We start from the raw sequence: 20,825 nt of genomic DNA, 5'->3' as shown, positions 1-20,825 counted from the left end.
CGAGTCCCCGGTTCCACGGAAGCGAGTTCGTGTTGCGCAAGATCCTGATAGTCGGCGCCGGCCAGGCCGGCCTCCAACTCGCGCTGGGCCTGCAGGCGCGCGGGTACGAGGTGACCGTCATGTCGGACCGGACGCCGGACGAGATCCGCGCCGGGGACGTCATGTCGACGCAGTGCATGTTCGGCACGGCGCTGGGCCACGAACGCGCGCTCGGACTGGACCTGTGGGACGCGACCGCACCGCGCGTCGAGGGCGTCGGGGTCTCGGTCGCGGGCCCCGACGGAACACGCGCGGTGGACTGGCTGGGGCGACTCGACGCGTACGGGCAGTCGGTCGACCAACGGATCAAGATGGCCGAGTGGCTCGACCTGTTCGTCGCACGCGGCGGCGGCCTCGTGGTCCATCCGGTCGCCGTCTCCGACATCGAGTGGTACGGCGGCAACTTCGACCTGGTCCTCCTCGCTGCCGGCAAGGGCCCGTTGGCCGGGATGTTCGACCGGGACTCGCTCCGATCCCCCTACGAACGCCCGATGCGATCCCTGGCCGTCGCCTACGTCCACGGCCTGGCCCCACGCCCCGACCGGGACACCGGCGCCGTCCAGTGCAACCTGATCCCAGGTGTGGGCGAGCTGTTCGTCATCCCAGCGCTCACCCTCTCCGGCCCGTGCGACATCCTGTTCTTCGAAGGAGTGCCAGGCGGGCCCCTGGACGTGTTCCAGGGCATTCGGTCCCCCCAGGGACGACTCAACCTCACCCTCTCCCTCATGCGCCAATACGTCCCCTGGGAATACGAACGCACCACCACCGGCGTGGAGTTGACGGACTCTGGAGCCACCCTGTGCGGCCGCTACGCACCAACGGTGCGCCGCCCGGTGGCCCAACTCGAGTGCGGCGCCCCGGTCCTGGGCGTGGCCGACGTCGTCGTCGCCAACGACCCGATCACCGGCCAGGGCTCCAACAACGCCGCCCGCTGCGCGGCCATCTACCTCTCCGCCATCGAAGAACGCGGCGAACGCCCCTTCGACCGAGCCTGGATGGAAGCGACCTTCGAGGCCTACTGGTCCTCGGTCGCACCGGCCACCAAGTGGACCAACGCCATGCTCTCGCCCCCGCCCCCACACGTCCTCGACCTGATCGCCGCGGCCCAGTCCCGCCAACCGATAGCCGACCGCTTCGCCAACGGCTTCGACGAACCCGCCGACTTCGAACACTGGTTCTTCGACCCCACCAAGGCCGCCACCTACGTCACCACCCTCGACGGCAACGACGCCTGAGTCACAGAGTCACAGGATCGCCAGGGAGGCGATCGCCTGTAGCAGCCAGGTCGCGGACTCGGGGTCGCCGTCGGTGCCGATCGTGAGGTTCTCGGCGCGGCGGTTGCCGCCGAGGAGGCGGCAGAAGTCGACTGTGGTCATGGTGACTTCGGCCGTGCTCACGCCCGTCCCGAGGGTCGTCGTCGTGGCGCCCGGGCCGGTCAGGGTGAGGGTGGTGGCGGCGGGCGGCGTCGGGTAGGTGCACGCCAGGGTCGCGGTGCCGAGGCCGACGAGGGCCGGCATGGTCTCGGGCTCGGGGTCGGGAACGCGTCGGCCCACCGCGCGGCCGATGTCGTCGGTGTGGAGCCAGGTCTCGAACCCGCGTGCCAGGTACGCGTCGGCGAGCAGCACGTGGCGTCCGGCGAACTCCAGGTGGATGTCCCGGTGGTGGCGGGCGGCGTCGGAGTCGAGGAGAGCCGCCGCCTGGGAATGCCACGAACCCCATGTGGCGTGCGGGGAGCGGGCGTTCTCGACGGCGACGACGTAGCGGGTGCGGGCCCCCCAGTCGCCGCGAGCCGCCTTCGGCACGTGCACGGCCTCGGGCGTCCCCGCGCCGGCGCACAGCAGCCCGTCGCCGGCCATCAGGTGCGCGACCGTGCCGTGCACGTCCCAGCCGTGCACGACGGGCGTCGCCCACTCGGCCCGGGTGAGGTCCCGCAGCAGCGCGTCCAGGCCCGCGACGGCGTGCGCGTACGGCGCGGCGAACGCGGCGGTAGGCGGCGCGGGCGTCCGGCACAGGGCGAGGCCGGCGAGGGTGCGCGCACGGAGGTGCTCGGGCGGTCGGGTCACAGCCGCACCTCCGTCGCGTCGCCGGGTTTGCCGCCCTCGCCCAGCATGAGCAGGCCGGTCCGGAGCCGTTGGGCGGCGTCGAGTTCGGTGATGGACAGCTCGGCGGCGACCTGGCGGTACGTCAGGCCGCAGAAGTACGCCAGCTCGACGACGTCCCGCAGCTCGACGGGCAGCGTGGCCAACACCTCGGCGGTCGACGGCACTTCCGCATCGCCTGAAGCGGCGGTGCCACGCCCGACGACCCGGACCCGTGCCGTGCGCGCCGCCGCACGCCGGTGCGCGCGCACGGCCAGCCACGTGCGCAGGCTGCCGCACAACGGGTCGAAGTCGTAAGGCCGTTCCCACAGGCGCAGGAACACCTCACCGGTGACCTGCTCGGCCACCGCCGGATCGCCCGCGGTGCGGAGCGCCACGCCGTACACCCACGCCGCGTGCGCGTCGTACACCTCGCCCAACACCGCTTCGTCCCCGTGCACGAGCCGTCGGTGCACCGCCTGGTCCGCGATGCCCTCCGCTAGCCCCACCGCGCCACCGTCCTTGCCCCGCCCGCGAGTTACCGCACGCCGAGATGCGACCGGCATCGCGGCCGACACCGGACCAGCTACAGACGGTACGCGCGCGGCGACTCCCTCGCCACCGCCTCGGCCCGAATCGTCAGGCGACCGTCACCGGCCCTGCCGACGCCCCAAACGGCGGTTGCCCCGGTTGTTCCAGCACGCCCGGTGCCAGTGCCGCCGGTCCTCCACCGACCCGACCCCGTCGGCCCGCCACGCCACCACGTGAGGCACCCCGGCCGGGATCTCGTGGTCGCACCCCGGGCACCGGTAGGTCTTGACTGCGGCGGCCCCGCTCACCGGCCGTACGATCCACTCCCCCACGCTGTCGGTCTCCCGGTCCTCGAGCCCGAACCACCCGCCGGACTCACGGTCCTGGTCGGAGGAGGACGAGGGACGGGACCCGGAGGAACGGTCGGAACGTTCAGGGCGGTTTCGGCGCGGCACGGTCAAAGCGTACGGGCGCCGCCGACCACATTGGTCGACGGCGCCCGTTTACAGCCGGTGTGGAGACGTCCCCGGAAGCTACTTCTTCGCGTAGTCCCGGAACCCGCGCCCGGTCTTGCGGCCCAGGTAGCCCGCCGTCACGAGGTGCTCCAGCAGCGTCGCCGGCGCCCAGCCCGGCTCACGGAACTCCGCGAAGAGGACCTGCTCGATGGCCAGCGACACGTCGAGCCCGACGACGTCGAGGAGCTCGAACGGCCCCATCGGGTACCCCGCGCCGGTCTTGATCGCGGTGTCGATCTCGTCGGCCGTCGCGTAGTTGGCCTGGAGCATCTTGACCGCGTCGTTCAGATACGGGAACAGCAGCGCGTTGACGATGAAGCCCGCCCGGTCGCCGCAGTCGACGGCGTGCTTGCGGGTCCGGCGGCAGACCTCGTGGATCGTGGCGACCACGTCGTCCGACGTCGTGACGGTCCGCACGACCTCGACCAGCTTCATGACCGGAGCCGGGTTGAAGAAGTGCATGCCGACGACGTCCTCGGGCCGCGACGTCGCCATCGCGCACTCGATGACCGGCAGCGACGACGTCGTGGTGGCGAGCACCGCGCCCGGCTTGCAGATCTCGTCGAAGTTCTCGAAGAGGGCCTGCTTGACGGAGAGTTCCTCGACGACGGCCTCGAGCACGAGGTCGGCGTCGGCCAGGTCGTCCAGCTTCGTGGTGCCGGTCACGCGACCGAGCGCCGCGTCGCGGTCGGCCTCGCTGAGCCGCCCGCGCTGGACCTGCTTGTCGAGCGAGCGGGTCAGGGCGGCGGTGACCCCGGCCACCTTCTCCGGGCTGCGCGCGACGAAGGTCACGGCGTAGCCGGACTTGGCGAACACCTCGACGATGCCCGTCGCCATCGTGCCGGAGCCGACGACGCCGACCGTGTTGATCTCGCGCGGGGTGCCGGCGACACCGGCGGCCGCGGCGGCGTCCGCGACGACGACCGACGAGCCCGGCTCCTCGTACCGGTAGAACCCGCGCCCGCTCTTGCGGCCGAGCAGCCCGGCGGTGGCCATCTGCTTGAGGATCGGCGCGGGCGCGTGGAGACGGTCGCGGGACTGCCGGTACATCTGCTGGAGGATGTTGTACGCGGTGTCGATGCCGACCAGGTCGAGCACGGCCAGCGGGCCCATCGGCAGGCCGCAGCCGAAGCGCATGGCGGCGTCGATGTCCTCGCGGGTGGCGTACTTCTCCTCGAACATCGACGCGGCGTGGTTGAGGTACGCGAAGAGCAGCCCGTTGGCGATGAAGCCCGCGCGGTCGCCGGCGACGACCGGCGACTTGCCGAGCTTCTCGGCGAGCGCGACGACGTCCTCGAGGACCTCGGGCTCGGTGACGACGGTGCGCACGACCTCGACGAGCTTCATGACCGGCGCCGGGTTGAAGAAGTGCAGGCCGACGACGCGCGACGAGCGGCCGGTGGCGACGGACAGCTCGGTCACCGACAGCGAGGAGGTGTTGGTGGCGAGGATCGTGTCGGGGCGGCAGATCTTGTCGAGCTGGGCGAACATCTCGCGCTTGGCGTCGAGGTCCTCCGGTATGGCCTCGAGCACGAGGTCGGCGTCGGCGACGGCGGCGAGGTCCGCGCCGAGGGTGATGCGGCCGTAGATGGCCTGCTCCTCGTCGGCGGTGAGCTTCCCGCGCTCGACGGCGCGCGCGGTGGAGTGCTGGATGCGGGCGAGGCCGCGGGCGGCCGCCGCGTCGTCCACCTCGACGCCGACGACGGTCACGCCGCCGCGGGCGAGGATCTCGACGATGCCGGCACCCATGGTGCCGAGGCCGACCACGCCGACCGTAGTGATGTCACGCGCCATCATGCGCTCCTTGAATGCCGTCTCCCGGGTGGGAGTACCGCTTGAGGGTTGCCGTGGAGTTGAGGGTTCCGCGGGACTGCGAGACTGCCCTACCGGACGACTGGTTACCGCCAAGTAGTTTCGTGTTGCCGGGAGTATTGCAGGCCCGATCGAACGGGCACAGACCGGTCGGACGAGCCGTTCGCACCCCAAAGGGGATTTCACCCGTTATGCGGGGTGACGGGATACTCGGGAGGCTGCCCGATGAAGTTGGGGATCTTCCTGCTCGCGGCCCAGTTCGAGGCCGGAGACCAGGGGTCGGTGCTGACCGCCGCGATGGACGCGGGATGCGCCGCGGAGGAGGCGGGGTTCGGCGAGGCATGGGTCGCCGAGCACCATTTCGTGCCGTACGGGTTGTGCCCGTCCGCGGTCACGTTTGCCGCAATGCTACTGGGGCGTACGAAGGTGCTGCGAGTAGGGACCGCCATCAGTGTGTTACCGAACACGCATCCGGTTTTACTCGGTGAACAGACCGCGCTCCTCGACCAGCTGTCCGGCGGACGCTTCACCCTCGGCGTCGGGCGCGGCGGCCCGTGGGTCGACCTGGAGGTCTTCGGCACCGGCCTGGACCGCTTCGGCGAGGCCGGCTGGGCCGAGTCGGTCGCCGTCCTGATGCGCTGGCTGACCAGGCACCGGGTGGGCGCGGACGGGCCCAGGTTCCGCTTCCGCGAGGTCCCCGTCGTGCCCAGGCCGCTGACGCGGCCGCACCCACCGGTCATCGTCGCCTGCACCTCGACCGCGACCGCCGCCCTCGCGGCCCGGCACGGCCTGCCGATGCTGCTCGGCATGCACGCCGATGACAGCGAGAAGGCCGACATGGTGCGCGCCTACGACACGGCCGCCCGAGCCTGCGGCCGCGACCCGCGCGGCGTCGAGCACGCCGCGGCCTCGGTGGCCCTGGTCGCCGACTCCCGCACCGAGGCCGTCCGCGAACTCCGCGCCACCCTCCCCGGCTGGCTGGCCCGCGGCCTGGGCGCCCACCAAACCGTCGACGGCCGCACCCGCCCGATGCGGGACCCGGTGGCGTACACCGACCACCTCTGCGCGATTCACCCGATCGGCACACCCGCCGACTGCACCGCGATCCTCCGCCGCACCACCGAGGCGACGGGCATCCGCCGCCACCTCCTCTTCGTCGAAGGCGGCGGCACCAGAGACCGCACCCTCGACAACATCCGCCGCCTGGGCAAGGAGGTCCTGCCGCGGCTGTCCGACGATCCCGGTCTCAGCGGCGGCCGGTGAGGGCGTCCACGACGAACCCCAGCGCCCGGTACCGCCAGGGCAGCCGCACCTGCGGCCGGGGTGGCTCGGGCGGCGGGAGTTCAAGCACCAGCGGCGGGGTGGGCATGGGAGGGACCTCGCTGCGGTCCCCGTGGTCCCGGAGGAATTCGAAGAGCTCGTCTCGCATGCGCTGAGCCCAGTGGGGGTGCAGCGTGTACAGAAGAGCGATCTGACGCTCCCACCACCGCTGCCTATAGTCCCGGCCTTCGTCAGGGTGACGCAGGATCCAGGACGAGGCGGCGTTCCGGGTGGCGTATTCGAAGGCCCAGTAGAGGAGCTCGTCGAGGTCGCGGGTCTCCCGGTGGTGGACCAGCTCGCCGCGTTCGTAGGCGGCCTCGTAGAACTCACCCTTGAGGCCCACGCCGATGTACGGCACCGCCGCGTCGCTTGCGGTGAACCGGGGGCGTTCCAGGTCGGTCAGGTGGATGCGGTCGCTGAGCCGCGCCACCTCGGACTTCAGGTGCGCGACCGTCACGGTCGTCGGCATGGCTGGACGCTATTCCTCCCCGCCGATAATCGTCAACATGACATAAACAATGCCGGGGCCCACTACTGGTGAGGGCCGAAAGCCGCCGGAGTCCGGCGCACCCGGCGGGTGTACTGGGTGGGCGCGCGCTGTCCGGTCGTTCGTACAGCCTGGGGAATCCATGTCCGTTGTCGCCCATCGCTCCCGCATGCCCGCACATCCGCCCTCGCAGCCCGACCGTCGGGCCGCCGTATGGGGGTTGTCGTTCGGGATCTTCGTCATCGTCACCACAGAGATCCTTCCCGTCGGGCTGCTCACGCCCATGGGGTCCGCGTTCGGTGTGTCGGACGGTGTCGCCGGTTGGCTGATGACGGCGCCCGGGCTCGCCGCCGCCGTGTGTGCGCCGGTGGTGACGGTGGCGACGGCGCGGTTCGATCGGCGGGACGTGCTTGTCGGGCTGCTCGGTGTGCTCGCCGTCGCGAACGTGCTGACGGCCGTCGCCCCGCACTTCGCCGTCGTGCTCGTCGCCCGCGCGCTGGTCGGCCTGGTCATCGGCGGCTTCTGGTCGGTCGGCGCGGGCCTCGCGCCGCGCCTGGTCGCGCCCGGGAAGGTCGCCGCCGCGACCGCCATCGTCTTCGCCGCGGTGCCGGCGGGCTCGGTGGTCGGTGTCCCGGCGGGTACGTTGCTCGGCCAACACCTGGGCTGGCGCGTAGCGTTCGTCGTCATGGCGGCCCTCGCGACGGCCGCGGCGGCCGCGCTCGCGGTGCTTCTGCCACCGCTGCCGACCCTGCACGTCACGCGCCCGCGAACCCTCACCGGCCTCGTACGCCAACGCGCGGTCCGCGTCGGCCTGGCCGCGACCGCGCTCGTCGTGATGGCGCACTTCGCGGCCTACACCTACGTGACCCCGTTCCTGCGCGAAGTCCCGCACACCGACAAGGGGTTGATCAGCACGTTCCTGCTCGTCTACGGAGCGGCGGGCATCGCGGGCAACCTGATCGCCGGGCGCACGCTCGGCAGGGCGCCGCGCGGCACGTTCGCGGTCTGCGCGGCACTCATCGGCGCCGTCACCGTGCTGTTCCCTTTGCTGGGCCGGTGGGACGCGGGCGCCGTCGCGCTGCTGGTCCTGTGGGGGCTCGCGTACGGCGCCGTCCCGGCGTGCTCGCAGACGTGGTTCGCACGGTGCGCGCCGCACGCGCCGGAGGCCGCAGGCGTGTTGTTCACCGCCTCGTTCCAGCTCACGCTAGCGATGGGCGCCGTTCTCGGCGGTGTGGTGGTCGACGCTTCCGGCGTCCGCACGGTCATGGTCGCCGCGGGGATGACAGCGTTCGCCATGGTCGCCACCGTGGCCGTGCTGGGTGGGCCGAGCGGCGACCGCAGCGAGCGCGACGACCACGACGGCGCACTCCAGGCATCAACTCCCGGCGTTTGACCGCGCCTTCGCGGCGCGGATGAGGTCCGTCCGTACCGCCGCCTCGGTTCGCAGTTCCGAGCGGAGGATGGCCAGCAGCGCGCGGCGGTCGGTGTCGCGGCGGGTGAACGCGGCTGTCGCGCAGCGGGCGAGGAAGGCCGGGGTCAGTAGCTGTCCTGGGCGCCGGGTGCGGGAGTAGACGTCCAGGAGCCGCCTCGCGCCGTGCTTCTCGGCGGCCAGCATCCGCAGCATCTGTTCCTGGAGCGGGTTGACCTCGTCGGCGCGGGCGAGGCGGTTGGTCCAGTGGTACGTCTCGCGGCACTCGGCCTCGCGGCGCCGCTCCCATGCTCGCACCGCCGCGTCGAGGCGGGCCGGGTTGTCCAGGACCGGGGCGGCGGTCTCGCCCAGGAGGCGGCCGAAGCGGAGGGCGTCGCGGATGCCCTGGGCGGTGACCGGGTCCTTGAAGTGGCCCGCGTCGCCGGCCAGGGCCCAGCCGGGGCCGGAGGAACGGCGGAAGTACGACGGCTGTTCGACGGACTGCACGATCTTGGTGGAACGCGTGCAGCCGTCGAGCCGCTCGGCGAGCCCCGGGAGCAGCGCCACGGTGCGGTCGTACTCGCCTTCGAGGTCGAGCCGGAACTCCTCGGCCCGCTCCTTCGGCGGCATCAGCAGGCACAGCACGAGCCCGCCGTCGGTCGGGAACGCCGTGCCGAGCTCGCGTCCCGCGAGCCACATCGCCGCCGTGCCGCGCCACTCGGTGCGCGGGTCGTCGTAGTACGCGTAGTAGCAGGCCCGGCCGTTGGCGTTGACGAGGTACGGCGCGTCGGCGCCGACCATCCGCGCGACCGTCGAGCGGCGGCCGTCCGCGCCGATGACCAACGGTGCGCGCAGCTCGAGTTCGGCGTGTGCGCCGCGCGCGCTCGCGCGTACGCCCACCACGCGCCCGCGCTCCTGGACGAGCCCGGTGACCTTCACGCCCTCGCGCACGTCCGCACCCGCCGCGCGCGCGGTGTCGACGAGCGCCTGGTCGAGCCCCGCGCGGCGCACGCACATGCCGTACGCGATGCCGTCGACCGGCGAGTACGTGCCGCGCACCTCCGCGCCCGGCGTTCCGATGTACGCGTCCATGTGCCGTGGCGGACCCAGCTGTTCGACCCGCTCCAGGGCGCCGAGCCGGGACAGTTCGGCGACCCCGCCGGCGAACAGCAGGTGTGTGGAGACGGTGGTGGACGGGAACTTCGCGGAGTCCAGCGCGACGACGCGGCGCCCGGCGCGGGCGAGCGCGGTGGCGGCGGCCGATCCGGCGCAGCGCGCCCCGACCACGATGGCGTCGACGTGTTCGACCTGCTCTTCGGTCACGGAGTTTCCCCGTCGCTCAAGCCCTCGGTGAGGCAGCGTCAGAAACCGTGCATCGAGCGTCTGTTGCCCGCGTCCCGAGGCGGTGCGCAAGAGTGCCGCGGGAACCGACAGCATTGTCGGTTATTGGGACGGTAGTACTGCGATACCGCCCCGAACAAGCCCGTCCCCGCAGCTACCCTGAACCCATGTCAGCTCTCCCGAGCCCCGACACCGAGCCGCCCGCCGCCCCCGGCCCGCGCCGCCGGATGACCGGCCCCGCACGGCGGCGCCGCATCACGGAGGCCGCGCTGACGGTGTTCGGCGCGAAGGGCTACGGAGCGGCCTCCATGGGCGAGATCGCCGAGGCCGCCGGGGTCACGCGCAGCGTGCTGTACGAGCACTTCGCGACCAAGCGCGTGCTGTTCCTGACCGTCCTCGGCGCGCAGAACGCGGCATTGGTCGCGCACATGGGCACGGTCATCACCGGCCGCGGCGGCCGGCACGCACGCATGCGGGCCACGGTGGCCGCGTACTTCGACTTCGCGGAGGCCAACCCGGTCGCGCGGCGCCTGCTGTTCGACCAGACCGACGAGGGCGACCCGGAGTTGGGCGCGGTGCGCTGGGGCATCCGGCAGACCCGCACGCGCGCCGTCATGGCGATGATGGCGCACGACACCGAACGCGCGGGCCTCGACCCGCAGTCCCCCGAGGCCGAGGTACTCATCGAGCTGCTGATCTGCAGCCTGGACGGGGTCGCCCAGTGGTGGGCGCACCACCCCGAGACGCCGCGCGCCACGCTGGAGACGATGGCGGCGGACGTCCTGTGGGGCGGTCTGGAGCGGCTCAACGGCGGCGGCCAACACTCAGGTTAGTTCTGGCTATAGCATCTGACGGTCCATCAAAAACCGTCAGAGATACAAGTATTGACCCTCTGTATCGCGGGCGGCGATAGTCGGCTCTGCATCCTGTCGACACATGTGTCGGTTATTGCGCGCAGAGCCCCCGATAGGAGGACCCGTGTCAACGCACGAGAAGCACCCCTCGGACCCAGCGCCCGCACAGCAGGAGCACAGCACGCACAGCAAACCGAGCCGCCGCGCGTTCATGGCGGGCGCGGTCGGCGCCGCGGGTGCCGCGGCCGCAGGCCTCACCGTCGGAGCGGCCGCCGCACCGGCGTTCGGCGCACCCGGGCTCACCTCCGGCGCCACCGGCCGCCGCGTCGCGGTCCTGGGCGGCGGCATGGCCGGGCTCACCGTCGCGCACGAGCTGGCCGAACGCGGGTTCCAGGTCACGGTGTACGAGAAGAAGGCGCTCGGCGGCAAGGCCCGCAGCATCCCCGTCGCGGGCACCGGCACCGGAGGCCGCCGCGACCTGCCCGGCGAGCACGGCTTCCGGTTCTTCCCCGGCTTCTACAAGAACGTGCCCGACACCATGCGGCGCATCCCGTACCCCGGGAACGCCAACGGCGTCTGGGACAACCTGGTCAGCGCCGGGCACGCGACCTTCGCCCAGGCCGGCCGCCCCGACCTGCAGATCACGCTGCCCAACGGCGGCATCGGCAGCATCACCCCCGAGGCGATCCGCGAAGTCCTCATGGACATTGCCAGCGTGTTCCAGCAGGTGCCGTTCTGGGAGATCGGTTTCTGGGCCGAGAAGATCCTGGTCTTCCTCACCAGCGGCGAGCTGCGTCGTCGCCATCAGTGGGAGTACATGCCGTACTCCGAATACCTCCAGGCCGACAAGATGTCCGCGGCCTACCGCAACATGCTCGTCAAGTCGTTCACGTCGACCCTCGTGGCGGCCAAGGAGGACAAGGCCAGCACCCGCACCATCAACACGGCGGGCGAGCTCATCGTGTGGACGATGCTCGGCCGGGGCAACGACGGCACGGTCGACCGGGTCCTCAACGGACCCACGTCCGAGGTGTGGATCGAGCCGTGGCGCCAGCTGCTCACGTCCCTCGGCGTCGACCTGCGGGTCGGGTGGACGGTCACCGGCCTCGACTACACCGGCGGCCGCATCACCGGCGCGCGCATGACCGACCCGCTGGGCAACCCGGGCACCATCGACGCCGACTACTACGTGCTCGCCGTGCCGGTCGAGCGCGCCGTGCCGCTGATGACCCCGGAGATGGTCGCCGCCGACCCGGCGCTGGGGCGGCTGCGCAAGCTCGAGACCGACTGGATGAACGGCCTCCAGTTGTTCCTCAAGGCCAAGACGCCCATCACGAACGGGCACTTGGCGTTCATGGACTCGCAGTTCGCGGTCACCGGGCTCACCCAACAGCAGTTCTGGCGCAACGACTTCGCGTCGACATACGGCGACGGCACCGTGCACGACTGCCTGTCGCTCGACCTGTCCGACTGGGACGCCAAGGGCATGCTCTACGGCAAGACCGCCCGCGAGTGCACGCCCCGCCAGATCGTCGACGAGGCCCTCGCGCAGCTGCGGGCGAACCTCGACGACGGGGCGTCGATCGTCCCGGACTCGCTCATCCACTCGTGGTTCCTCGACCCGGGCATCACCGGCGCCGGCACCCCGTCCTGCGCCAACGACGAACCGCTGCTGATCAACACGGCCGGCTCGTGGGACAACCGGCCCGACGCCGCGACGAAGATCCCCAACCTGTTCCTGGCCGGAGACTATGTACGGGTCTCGGTGAACCTGGCCACCATGGAGGGGGCGAACGAATCGGGGCGCATGGCGGCCAACGCCGTTCTCAGCGCGGCCGGTTCGTCCGCCACTCCGGCGCGCGTGCTCACCGCGTACCAGGAGCCCGCGCTCAAGGCCTTCCGGGACGCGGACGACCTGCGCTACCGGCTCGGGCTGCCGAACGCGTTCGACGTGATCAAGCCGTATTGGCCGTGAGATCCCGGACCGGGTGACGGGATCCGACGGAGGGGTCCGGGTCGTGCCGCACACGCACATCGAACGAGTCGCTGTCATCGGGGCCGGGTTCGCCGGGCTGTGCATGGCCATCAGGCTGCGCAGGGCCGGGATCCACGACTTCACGGTGTTCGAGAAGGCGGACGACGTCGGCGGCGTGTGGCGGGACAACACGTATCCGGGCGCCGGCTGCGACGTCCCGAGCGTGCTGTACTCGTACTCCTTCGCCCAACACGGTCGCTGGTCACGGTCGTTCCCGTTGCAGCGGGAGATCCTGGCGTACCTGCGCCGGTGCGTCGAGGACCACGAGATCGGCGACCACATCCGCTACGGGACGGAGATCGTCGCGGCGGAATGGGACGAGGGCGAGTCGGCATGGCGGCTGCGGACCGCCGACGGTGGCGAGCACGCGGCGCGCGTGCTCGTCACCGGGGTCGGGCAACTCAACCGGCCCCGATACCCGGCGGTCCCCGGCGTCGGCAAGTTCGGCGGCGTCGCCTTCCATTCCGCGGAATGGCGCCACGACCACGACCTGACCGGCAAGCGGGTCGCAGTGATCGGGACGGGCCCGAGTGCCGTGCAGTTCGTCCCGGAGGTCGCGAAGCAGGCGGCGCAGCTGTACGTGTTCCAGCGCTCGGCGAACTGGGTCGTCCCGAAGCCCGATCACGAACACGGGTCCCTCGCCCTGACGTTGCTCGACAAGGTCGCACCGATTCGGCTGCTCAAGCGCGGGATGACCTACCTGCGTGGCGAGACGGTCATCTACTGGGCGATCAAGGGCGGCCGGCTCGCGAAGCTCGCGGAATGGGCGGCGCGCAAGCACCTGCGGACCCAGATCGCCGACCCGGTACTGCGGGCCAAGCTGACACCGGACTTCCCGATCGGCTGCAAGCGGATCCTGATCTCGGACGACTGGTATCCGGCACTGGCCAGGGAGAACGTCGAAGTCGTGACGTCGCCCGTGAGCCGGATCATCAAAACCGGAGTCGACACAGCCGACGGCGTCCACCGAGGCGTCGACACGCTGATTTACGGGACGGGCTTCCTGGCCACGGAGTTCCTCAAGCCGATCGAGGTCGTGGGGAAGGACGGGACGAGGCTGCACGAGGTCTGGAAGGACGGCGCGGCGGCGTATCTGGGCATCACCGTGCCGGCCTTCCCGAACATGTACATGCTCTACGGGCCGGGGACGAACCTCGGGCACAACTCGATCATCTACATGATCGAGTCGCAGGCGGAGTACGTGCTCAGGAAGGTCCTGGCGGGCGGGGTCCACGAGGTGTCGCAGAAGTCGTTCGACGCCCACCAGGAGCTGCTGGGGACGACGGTCGCCGACTCGGCGTTCTCGGCCGGCTGCGACAGCTGGTACAAGAACGCCGACGGCAAGGTCACGACGAACTGGGCCTTGCGGACCCTGACTTACCGCTCAATGACGCGGAAGGCGTGAGAGGAGATCCGACCAGGCGGCCGCCGGGATCGAGAGCATGGGACTGTCGCACAGCTTGGAGTCACGGATGAGGATGGTGGAGGTGTGGGCCACCTCGACACATTGGCCGCCTTCCTCGCTGCTGTAGCTGCTCTTCACCCAGCCGCCCGTCACAACCCCTCCATCAGCCCTGTGATGAACGCCTGAGATTCCCGAGGCGTAAGCGCTTGTGCCCGCAAAATTCCGTACTTGGTCTCAAGCGCACGAACCGCAGCGCGCTCTGTGTACACCCTGCTCGTAGTCTGCACCTCGACGTAGCCAATCCTGCGTCCTGCCGTGTTCTCGGTCAACGTGAACGGCCCTGCAAGCCCTGCGTTGTCCTCGCTCGCCAGCGGCAGGACCTGTACCTCGACCGTCGCCTTCTGCGCTACGAGCAGCACCTGCTCCAACTGACCACGCAGCACTTGGCGTCCGCCGATGGGCCGACGCAGCACAGACTCGTCCATGACGAACGTCATCATCGGCTCCGGCCGACGCGCGAAGACGGCTTGCCGCGCCAATCGCGACGCAACACGCTCCTCGAGTTTGGCCTCGTCCATCGGGGGCCGCATGGTGCCGAACACCGCGCGGGCGTACTCCTCGGTCTGCAACAGTCCGTTGACAACGTGCGTGTCGTAGAAGCGCAGATCGACCGCACTCGCCTCCAACTTCGCCGCATCGCGGAAGAAGGCCGGATACCGCGCCTTCTCCAGCTGCAGCCGCATCACGTTGAGCATGTCCTCGGCGCCCAACGCCTCGTCGAACTTCGGCAGCATCTCCGGTTTGAGGATCCGTCTCCCCAACTCCACCGACGTGATCTGGTCCTCGCTGTACCCCACCCGCACGCCCAACTGGGCCCGAGTAAACCCCGCACGCTCACGCAGGATCCGGATCTGGCGTCCGAATCCCTTCAAAAACTCCGCCGACTCGTCCTGGTCAGTCACGCTCCATCACCCCCAGGTCACGCTACGACTGGAGGAACAAGCGTTTCAGGACAAGCGCGTTCGGCACCCCCGTACGGCCTAACAGGGCCGTGTACAGCGACTTCCATGTACACGGCAACCGGCTAGATCAAGCCACTTCCGCACCGCGAATCTCCTCCCCATGAAGGAGTTTTCGATGCGCCTGACCTGCACGCCGCGCGGTGCCCGGCTCGCCCGTCATCTCGTCTCGCAGCAGCTCGACCAGTGGGGCCACGGCTACGAGACCGAGGCCAACGAGGCCCTGAGCCTGATCACCGCCGAGCTGGCCGCGAACGCGGTCACGCACGCGTGCAAGCCGGAGGGGGACTTCCACATCCGCTTATGCACGTCGGCCACCGGCCTGCGCGTCGAGGTCACGGACACCAACCCCGCCGTCCCGCCCACGCACTTTCCGGAGCCCCCGTCACCCGACAGCGAGTCCGGCCGCGGCCTCCTGCTCGTCGCCGCGCTCGCAACCATCTGGGGCGTCCGGCGCACACCCTCCCCGGGAAAGACCATCTGGGCCGAGTTCACCCCGAAGCCTCCGGCGCCCCCGTCCCGCGCCGGAGACTTCGGTGTGGGTCAGAGGGTGATGTTGTAGATGTCGCCCGACATGCTGGTCGGGACCCAGTCGGAGCTCGAACCCCGGCTGGCGCCCGTGCAGTTGGAGCCGGCGAAGCCGATGTAGCTCACGCTGCCCTTCCACCAGTAGTTCCACAGCACGGTGTCGTACTGCGGCGTGTTGAAGCAGGCGGTGGCGCGCTGGCCGTTCTGGTTCGTGCCGCTGATGTAGACCGAGTACACGTTGGCGTTGACGTCGAGGAACTGCACCTGCTGCCCGTTGCCGCCCGCGTACGCCTGGCCGTTGGCTCCGACGACGCCGCCGAACGCCAGGGCGGCCGCGCCGGCCGTCATCGCAAGTCGCTTCACTGCGGACATGTTTCCTCCGGAAATGTCACTGATCGAGGTGAATCCTCAAGATCATCCCCGTGACCATAACCGCGACCACGGCCGGCACGGCAGCGCGCGGCGCGATCCGGATAGCGCGCGAACTCGCCCTTCGGACCATCCAACCGGTCGACGTATGCCCTTCGACTCCGTAGAGTCCGATCATGCGTCTGATGCAACTACCCTTCCGTCGACTCAAGTTCGCCGTGCTGAGCCTGGCCGTCGCCGCGGGCACGTCGGTTCTGGGGACTGCTGGAAGCACGGCTTCAGGCGCGGCGGCTGACGTCTGCGGGCAGTACCAGACCGTCCCCGTCGCCAACGGCCGCTACATCGTCGACAACAACAACTACGGCGGCGCGGCCGAGTGCGTCCGGCCCTACGGCTCCAGCGGGTTCACCGTCACGCGGTCGGACGCCGCCGGGGCTCCCCCGGCCGGGCCCGTGGCGTACCCGGAGATCTTCGAGGGCTGCCACTGGCACACCTGCACCACCGGCACGGCGCTCCCGATCCAGGTCTCGAAGATCGGGAGCGCGAAGTCCAGTTGGTCGACGTCGAAGGCGCCGGGCACCAGCGGCAACTACAACGTCGCGTACGACCTTTGGTTCAACTCGACGCCCGCCACCGACGCCTCCGGGCAGCCCGACGGGGCCGAGCTGATGATCTGGCTCGACCGGCAGCCGCCCGAGGACGCGCCGCCCGGGAACGTGGCGTACGTCAACGGCACCGCCTTCGTCGCGTGGCAGACGAGCATCAGCGCCAACGGCAAGACCTGGCCGCTGATCGGCTACCGCCTCCAGGACCCCGCGGCGAGCGTCACGAACCTCGACCTTCGCTCGTTCGTCCGCGACGCCGTCACGCGAGGCGCGGTCTCCCCGTCCTCGTACCTGATCGCGGTCGAGGCCGGGTTCGAGATCTGGAACGGCGGCCAGGGCCTGACCACGAACTCCTTCTCGTCCACGTCCGCGTCCGGGTATCCCGTCGGCCAGGTCCGGGCGGGTGCGCCTGGTGTGTGCGCGACCAACTCCAACGGCAACGCCCTCACTCCCGGGAACCCCGTCACCGTCGAAGCCTGCGGCTCCGCAGCCGCCCAGCGGTGGACGGCGTCGATCGACGGCACGATCCGGCACGGGGGCATGTGCGTGGGGACGTCCGGCGCGTCGGTCGTGCTCGACACCTGCAACGGCACGCCGTGGCAGGTGTGGCTCCCGTCCGGCAGCGGCGGTCTGTGGAACGCCGGCTCGGGGCTGTGCCTGCGCGACCCGTCCGAGGCCGGTGTGCCGGGGACCGGGCTGGACCTGGTCAACTGTGACGGGTCCCGGCAGTCGCAGGTCTGGACGCTGCCGTCGACGGTGTCCGCGAACCAGGCGTGAGCCCGGCGCGGCTTCGACCTGGCTCCGGCGCGGCCTTGACGCAGCCCCGTCGCGGCCCGGGCCCGCCCCCGCGTCAGGACAGCCGGTGCCCCGTCACCGCCGCCGCGAACGCCTGTACCGCCGCGATGACTTCGGCCCGGCTCCTCCGGCCCGCCAGGATCTCCATCTGGTAGCCGTCCTCCATCGCCACGAAGCTCGTCGCGAGCATCCGCGGCGGGTCGGTCAGCGTGAACACGCCCTGGGCCTGACCCAGGATCAGCACGCCGTAGTAGACCGACGCCTGGCGTTCCATCAGCGCGCTGTCGAGCGCCGCGGCCTTGGGGTCCCGGAGACTTCGCGGCCAGAACTCGTACAGCAGGCGCGGCAGCCGGTCGTCGGGCCCGGTGGCGATGCCTGAGTCGATGCAGATCCGGAGGCGTTCCGCGGCGTCGTCGACTCCGTCGACCGCGGCCTCCCGCGCGCTGCAGAACCGCTCGATGGCCTGCTGGAACGTCTCGTACATGAGCGTGTCGAGGTCGTCGTAGTAGTACAGGACCGCGGCCGGGGTGACGCCGGCCTCCTCGGCGACGTCCCGCAGCCGGAGGCCCTCCAGCCCGCGGTTGAGCAGCGCCCGCTGCGCGGCCTCGCCGAGCTGGGCCCGCCGCCCGTCCTGGTCCTTGCGCCGTGCCACCGCGTCCCCCGACCTCTCCCTCGACTGTCTGAACGAGACCTTAACGATACAACGGCAGCTCTTGACGCCTTCACGCGCAGTTTCTTAAATGCTCGTTTAACGAAACTGATCGACCTGAGGAGGCGCCGTGACCACCGGTTCGGTACGCACCGATCCCCCGCCCTCGCCGGACGGGCCCGCCGCCACGCCGTCCGACAAGGGCCTGCGCGGCGGATCCGTCGGCCTCGCGGCGTCCGTGGCGCTCGGGCTGTCGTCGGTCGCGCCGGCGTACAGCATCGCCGTCACGCTCGGCTTCGTGACCCTCGTCGCGGGCCACTTCGCGCCCGCCGCGCTGCTCCTCGGCTTCGTGCCGATCCTGCTGACGGCGTTCGCGTTCCGGGAGCTGAACCGGGACATGCCGGACTGCGGCACCACCTTCGTCTGGAACACGCGGGCGTTCGGACCGTTCACGGGGTGGCTGTCCGGCGGGTGGGTCGTGCAGTGCGCGACGGTCATCGCGATGACGGCGCTCGCACAGGTCGGCTCGGCGTACCTGCTCGACCTCGTCGGGCTCGGCGGCCTCGCGGACGACCGGGTCGCGGTCACCGTCACCGCCGTGCTGGTGCTGGCCGCCGTGACCGCCGTCGCGTACCGCGGGGTGCAGCTCGCCGCCGTCGTGCAGTACGTGCTGCTCGGCCTCCAGCTCGTCGCGCTCGTCGGCTTCGGCGTGGCCGCGTTCGCCAAGGACGGCGCCGCGAGCCCGTCGCTGTCCTGGCTGAACCCGTTCGGCTTCGACGGGCTCGGCGGCTTCGCCGAGGCGGTGCTGCTCTGCCTGTACATCTACTGGGGCTGGGACGCGCTGATCACGGTCAACGAGGAGACCACCGACCGCTCCCGCATCCCCGGGCAGGCCGCGGTCATCTCGACGCTCGTGCTGCTCGCGACCTACCTGTTCACCGCCTTCGCGGCGATCTCGTTCGCCGGCACCGGCACCGACGGGCTCGGCCTCGGCAGCGAGGACAACGCCGCCGACGTGCTCGCCGCGCTCGGGCCGCCGGTCGCGGGGGACGCGTTCGCCAAGCTCGTGCAGCTCGCGGTGTGCGTGTCGGCGGTCTCGGCGCTGCTGACCTGCGTCGTCGGCAGCTCGCGGGCCACCCTGTCGATGTCCGTGCACGGGGCGCTGCCGCGGCGGTTCTCGCGCGTCCACCCGCGGTTCCGGACGCCCACCTTCGGGACCGTGTTCTTCGGCGCCGCCGCGGCCGTCACGCTCGCCGCGCTGACCTTCCTGTCCGCGGACTTCCTCGGGGACGCCATCCTGTCGATCGGGCTGCTGATCGCGTTCTACTACGGCGTGACCGGGCTCGCGTGCGTGTGGCACTTCCGGCACGACCTGCGGCGGTCGGCACGGGACCTGCTGCTCAAGGGAGTTCTGCCGCTGCTGGGCGCGCTGATGATGCTGGGGGCGTTCGCCCGCAGCGCGTACGACATGCTCGACCCGGCGTACGGGCAGACGTCCGTCGGCGGCGTCGGCGGGGTGTTCCTGCTCGGCGTCGGGTCGATCCTCGCGGGCGCGGTCGCCATGGCCGCCGCACGTGCCCGCTTCCCCCGCTTCTTCCGCGACGGCCGTGCGTCGGTCGCCGCCGTCATCGTCACCGACCCGGAGAACTGAGCACCGCCATGCGTACTCTCGCCATCGCCGCGATCCAGACCACGCCCGTCGCGCACGACCTCGACGCGACGTGGGACCGGTTCGCCCGTCAGGTCCGTTCCGTACGAGCGACGTTCCCGCACGTTCAACTCGTCGTCGTACCCGAGCTGATGCTCGCCGCCGAGGCGCCGCTGCTCGACGCGCGCGCCGACTGGATGACGGAGGCGGCCGTCCCGATCCCGGGGCCGCTGACCGACCGCATCGGCGAACTCGCCCGCGAGACGGGGCTGTGGCTCGTGCCGGGCAGCCTGTACGAGCGCGCCGACGACGGCAACGTCTACAACACCGCCATCGCGGTCTCGCCCGACGGCGAGATAGCGGCGCGGTACCGCAAGGTGTTTCCCTGGCAGCCGTACGAAACCACCACGCCTGGCAGTGAGTTCGTGGTCTTCGACATCCCGGGCGTCGGGCGTGCCGGGCTGGCGATCTGCTACGACGGGTCGTTCCCCGAGACGGTCCGGCAACTCGCCTGGCTCGGCGCCGAGGTGGTGATCCAGCCGACGCTGACCACCACCCGCGACCGCGAGATGGAGCTGGTGTGCGCGCGGGCCAACGCGTGGACCAACCAGGTCTACGTGGTGAACCTCAACGCCGCCGACCCGGCCGGCGTCGGACAGAGCGCGATCGTCGACCCGGAAGGCATCGTCCGCCAGCAGGCGGGACCGGGCGAGGAGATCCTCGTGGACGTCCTCGACCTCGACACGGTCACCCGTGTCCGCGAGTTCGGCTCGGCGGGCATCAACCGGCCTTGGGCGCAGCTCGCTTCGTACGGCGCCGACATCAAGCTGCCCATGTACGGCGGCGGGGGATTCACCCCGCGACCTTGACGGGACGCCGCGCGGCGAACCGCGCCAGGACGAGCAGCGGCACGGACAGGAAGTAGATGAAGGCCCCGAGCAGGAACGCGAGGAAGCCGTACAGCGACAGGAAGATCGCGAGCGCCGTGGTGCCGTCGCGGAACTCGCCGAGGTCCTTGGTGACCAATGGGTGCACGAGGGCGCAGAGCGGCAGCGCGGTGGCCACGAGGAAGACGAGGTAGCCGGAACGGAAGTCGGAGGCGGTCCCCCAGGCGCACCACATGACCAGCGCACATGGAACGGCGAACGCCATCCAGGCCAGCAGCCGGGCGGGCCGGTTGACCTGGGACGGCGGCCCGGCGACGCGCGAGGACGCGGGGCGGAGGCTTGGGGTTGGTACGGATGCAGAGGTGTCGTCGGTAGGTGCAGGCATGGCTCTCCCCTTGAGCAGCTGCTTTGAGCAAACGCTTTGAGCAGTTGCTCAAATTGAAGCACACGCCGGCAGCGGCGCTGCGGGGGCGGCGTCTCGGGGCGGCGTCTCGGGGCGG

At 70.8% G+C, this 20,825-nt stretch carries 20 protein-coding genes; 10 read left to right on the top strand and 10 right to left on the bottom strand.

Annotation, left to right across the window (positions count from 1 at the left end):
* Positions 1-32: 32 nt before the first annotated feature.
* Entirely contained in the window at positions 33-1,274 is a 1,242-nt protein-coding gene (locus QI554_RS18955; protein ID WP_281471325.1) for a styrene monooxygenase/indole monooxygenase family protein, read from the top strand.
* Between the two features lie 9 nt (positions 1,275-1,283).
* Here QI554_RS18955 and QI554_RS18950 read toward each other — a convergent pair whose 3' ends face one another.
* The 3 genes from QI554_RS18950 to QI554_RS18935 all read right to left on the bottom strand — a co-directional run bounded on the left by QI554_RS18950 (position 1,284) and on the right by QI554_RS18935 (position 4,957).
* Complete coding sequence (locus QI554_RS18950) at positions 1,284-2,102, bottom strand: maleylpyruvate isomerase family mycothiol-dependent enzyme (protein WP_281471248.1); 819 nt, start codon at positions 2,100-2,102, stop codon at positions 1,284-1,286.
* On the bottom strand, positions 2,099-2,626 hold the full coding sequence (locus tag QI554_RS18945) for a sigma factor (RefSeq protein WP_281471247.1): 528 nt from the start codon (positions 2,624-2,626) through the stop codon (positions 2,099-2,101). Before QI554_RS18945 ends, QI554_RS18950 begins: the two co-directional genes overlap by 4 nt.
* 555 nt (positions 2,627-3,181) lie before the next feature.
* Complete coding sequence (locus QI554_RS18935) at positions 3,182-4,957, bottom strand: 3-hydroxyacyl-CoA dehydrogenase family protein (protein ID WP_281471244.1); 1,776 nt, start codon at positions 4,955-4,957, stop codon at positions 3,182-3,184.
* A gap of 243 nt (positions 4,958-5,200) precedes the next feature.
* Between QI554_RS18935 and QI554_RS18930 the strand changes: the two genes are divergently transcribed.
* The gene (locus tag QI554_RS18930; RefSeq protein ID WP_281471242.1) at positions 5,201-6,238 is read left to right on the top strand and encodes an LLM class flavin-dependent oxidoreductase; all 1,038 of its coding nucleotides are present in this window, start codon (positions 5,201-5,203) and stop codon (positions 6,236-6,238) included.
* Here QI554_RS18930 and QI554_RS18925 read toward each other — a convergent pair.
* Entirely contained in the window at positions 6,222-6,764 is a 543-nt protein-coding gene (locus QI554_RS18925) for an Imm63 family immunity protein (RefSeq protein ID WP_281471240.1), read from the bottom strand. The two genes, QI554_RS18930 and QI554_RS18925, sit on opposite strands and share 17 nt — an antisense overlap.
* Positions 6,765-6,951: 187 nt before the next feature.
* Here QI554_RS18925 and QI554_RS18920 point away from each other — a divergent pair, with 187 nt between their 5' ends.
* Positions 6,952-8,175, top strand: a complete 1,224-nt coding sequence (locus tag QI554_RS18920; RefSeq protein WP_281471239.1) for an MFS transporter — start codon at positions 6,952-6,954, stop codon at positions 8,173-8,175.
* On the opposite strand, the gene QI554_RS18915 is transcribed toward QI554_RS18920, so the two are convergent.
* Positions 8,158-9,513: an NAD(P)/FAD-dependent oxidoreductase gene (locus QI554_RS18915; RefSeq protein WP_281471238.1), complete on the bottom strand. Its 1,356-nt coding sequence runs from the start codon at positions 9,511-9,513 to the stop codon at positions 8,158-8,160. The genes QI554_RS18920 and QI554_RS18915 overlap by 18 nt on opposite strands.
* A gap of 185 nt (positions 9,514-9,698) precedes the next feature.
* On the opposite strand from QI554_RS18915, the gene QI554_RS18910 reads away from it, so the two are divergent.
* The 3 genes from QI554_RS18910 (at position 9,699) to QI554_RS18900 (ending at position 13,825) form a co-directional block, all read left to right on the top strand.
* Positions 9,699-10,364 (top strand): TetR/AcrR family transcriptional regulator, encoded by a 666-nt coding sequence (locus QI554_RS18910; protein ID WP_281471237.1) that lies wholly within the window; start codon positions 9,699-9,701, stop codon positions 10,362-10,364.
* A gap of 145 nt (positions 10,365-10,509) precedes the next feature.
* Positions 10,510-12,360 carry a hydroxysqualene dehydroxylase gene (locus QI554_RS18905; RefSeq protein ID WP_281471236.1) on the top strand — a complete coding sequence of 617 codons (1,851 nt, stop codon included), beginning with the start codon at positions 10,510-10,512 and terminating at the stop codon, positions 12,358-12,360.
* 43 nt (positions 12,361-12,403) lie between these two features.
* Positions 12,404-13,825, top strand: coding sequence for a flavin-containing monooxygenase (locus tag QI554_RS18900; protein WP_281471235.1), 1,422 nt, complete (start codon positions 12,404-12,406; stop codon positions 13,823-13,825).
* On the opposite strand, the gene QI554_RS43385 is transcribed toward QI554_RS18900, so the two are convergent.
* Positions 13,805-13,918 (bottom strand): DUF397 domain-containing protein, encoded by a 114-nt coding sequence (locus QI554_RS43385; RefSeq protein ID WP_343230794.1) that lies wholly within the window; start codon positions 13,916-13,918, stop codon positions 13,805-13,807. The genes QI554_RS18900 and QI554_RS43385 overlap by 21 nt on opposite strands.
* Before the next feature lie 56 nt (positions 13,919-13,974).
* Positions 13,975-14,787 (bottom strand): helix-turn-helix domain-containing protein, encoded by an 813-nt coding sequence (locus tag QI554_RS18890; protein WP_281471234.1) that lies wholly within the window; start codon positions 14,785-14,787, stop codon positions 13,975-13,977.
* 175 nt (positions 14,788-14,962) lie between these two features.
* Here QI554_RS18890 and QI554_RS18885 point away from each other — a divergent pair, with 175 nt between their 5' ends.
* Entirely contained in the window at positions 14,963-15,406 is a 444-nt protein-coding gene (locus tag QI554_RS18885) for an ATP-binding protein (RefSeq protein WP_281471232.1), read from the top strand.
* On the opposite strand, the gene QI554_RS18880 is transcribed toward QI554_RS18885, so the two are convergent.
* A complete protein-coding gene (locus tag QI554_RS18880; protein ID WP_281471231.1) occupies positions 15,388-15,744 on the bottom strand; it encodes a hypothetical protein in 357 nt (118 codons plus the stop codon). The two genes, QI554_RS18885 and QI554_RS18880, sit on opposite strands and share 19 nt — an antisense overlap.
* A 182-nt stretch (positions 15,745-15,926) precedes the next feature.
* Here QI554_RS18880 and QI554_RS18875 point away from each other — a divergent pair, with 182 nt between their 5' ends.
* Positions 15,927-17,123 carry a GH12 family glycosyl hydrolase domain-containing protein gene (locus QI554_RS18875; protein WP_281471230.1) on the top strand — a complete coding sequence of 399 codons (1,197 nt, stop codon included), beginning with the start codon at positions 15,927-15,929 and terminating at the stop codon, positions 17,121-17,123.
* 73 nt (positions 17,124-17,196) lie between these two features.
* On the opposite strand, the gene QI554_RS18870 is transcribed toward QI554_RS18875, so the two are convergent.
* The gene (locus QI554_RS18870) at positions 17,197-17,793 is read right to left on the bottom strand and encodes a TetR/AcrR family transcriptional regulator (protein ID WP_281471229.1); all 597 of its coding nucleotides are present in this window, start codon (positions 17,791-17,793) and stop codon (positions 17,197-17,199) included.
* 127 nt (positions 17,794-17,920) lie between these two features.
* Between QI554_RS18870 and QI554_RS18865 the strand changes: the two genes are divergently transcribed.
* The gene (locus QI554_RS18865; protein WP_281471227.1) at positions 17,921-19,441 is read left to right on the top strand and encodes an APC family permease; all 1,521 of its coding nucleotides are present in this window, start codon (positions 17,921-17,923) and stop codon (positions 19,439-19,441) included.
* 8 nt (positions 19,442-19,449) lie between these two features.
* Positions 19,450-20,307 carry a carbon-nitrogen hydrolase family protein gene (locus QI554_RS18860; protein WP_281471226.1) on the top strand — a complete coding sequence of 286 codons (858 nt, stop codon included), beginning with the start codon at positions 19,450-19,452 and terminating at the stop codon, positions 20,305-20,307.
* Here the strand turns inward: QI554_RS18860 and QI554_RS18855 are convergent.
* Positions 20,291-20,710 (bottom strand): hypothetical protein, encoded by a 420-nt coding sequence (locus tag QI554_RS18855; RefSeq protein WP_281471225.1) that lies wholly within the window; start codon positions 20,708-20,710, stop codon positions 20,291-20,293. The genes QI554_RS18860 and QI554_RS18855 overlap by 17 nt on opposite strands.
* Positions 20,711-20,825: the final 115 nt, after the last annotated feature.

The sequence above is a fragment of the Yinghuangia seranimata genome, from assembly GCF_029953285.1.
In the GTDB taxonomy this organism is placed as follows: domain Bacteria; phylum Actinomycetota; class Actinomycetes; order Streptomycetales; family Streptomycetaceae; genus Yinghuangia; species Yinghuangia seranimata.
The sequence above is the reverse complement of the archived record's forward strand: the minus strand, read 5'-3'. Positions and strand labels throughout refer to the sequence as shown.

Bases quoted from the DNA above. Each gene is read 5' to 3' on its own strand.
- QI554_RS18935 (WP_281471244.1), bottom strand. From the start codon at position 4,957: ATGGCGCGTGACATCACTACGGTCGGCGTGGTCGGCCTCGGCACCATG.
- QI554_RS18930 (WP_281471242.1), top strand. From the start codon at position 5,201: ATGAAGTTGGGGATCTTCCTGCTCGCGGCCCAGTTCGAGGCCGGAGAC.
- QI554_RS18925 (WP_281471240.1), bottom strand. From the start codon at position 6,764: ATGCCGACGACCGTGACGGTCGCGCACCTGAAGTCCGAGGTGGCGCGG.
- QI554_RS18920 (WP_281471239.1), top strand. From the start codon at position 6,952: ATGCCCGCACATCCGCCCTCGCAGCCCGACCGTCGGGCCGCCGTATGG.
- QI554_RS18910 (WP_281471237.1), top strand. From the start codon at position 9,699: ATGTCAGCTCTCCCGAGCCCCGACACCGAGCCGCCCGCCGCCCCCGGC.
- QI554_RS18885 (WP_281471232.1), top strand. From the start codon at position 14,963: ATGCGCCTGACCTGCACGCCGCGCGGTGCCCGGCTCGCCCGTCATCTC.
- QI554_RS18880 (WP_281471231.1), bottom strand. From the start codon at position 15,744: ATGTCCGCAGTGAAGCGACTTGCGATGACGGCCGGCGCGGCCGCCCTG.
- QI554_RS18875 (WP_281471230.1), top strand. From the start codon at position 15,927: ATGCAACTACCCTTCCGTCGACTCAAGTTCGCCGTGCTGAGCCTGGCC.
- QI554_RS18860 (WP_281471226.1), top strand. From the start codon at position 19,450: ATGCGTACTCTCGCCATCGCCGCGATCCAGACCACGCCCGTCGCGCAC.
- QI554_RS18855 (WP_281471225.1), bottom strand. From the start codon at position 20,710: ATGCCTGCACCTACCGACGACACCTCTGCATCCGTACCAACCCCAAGC.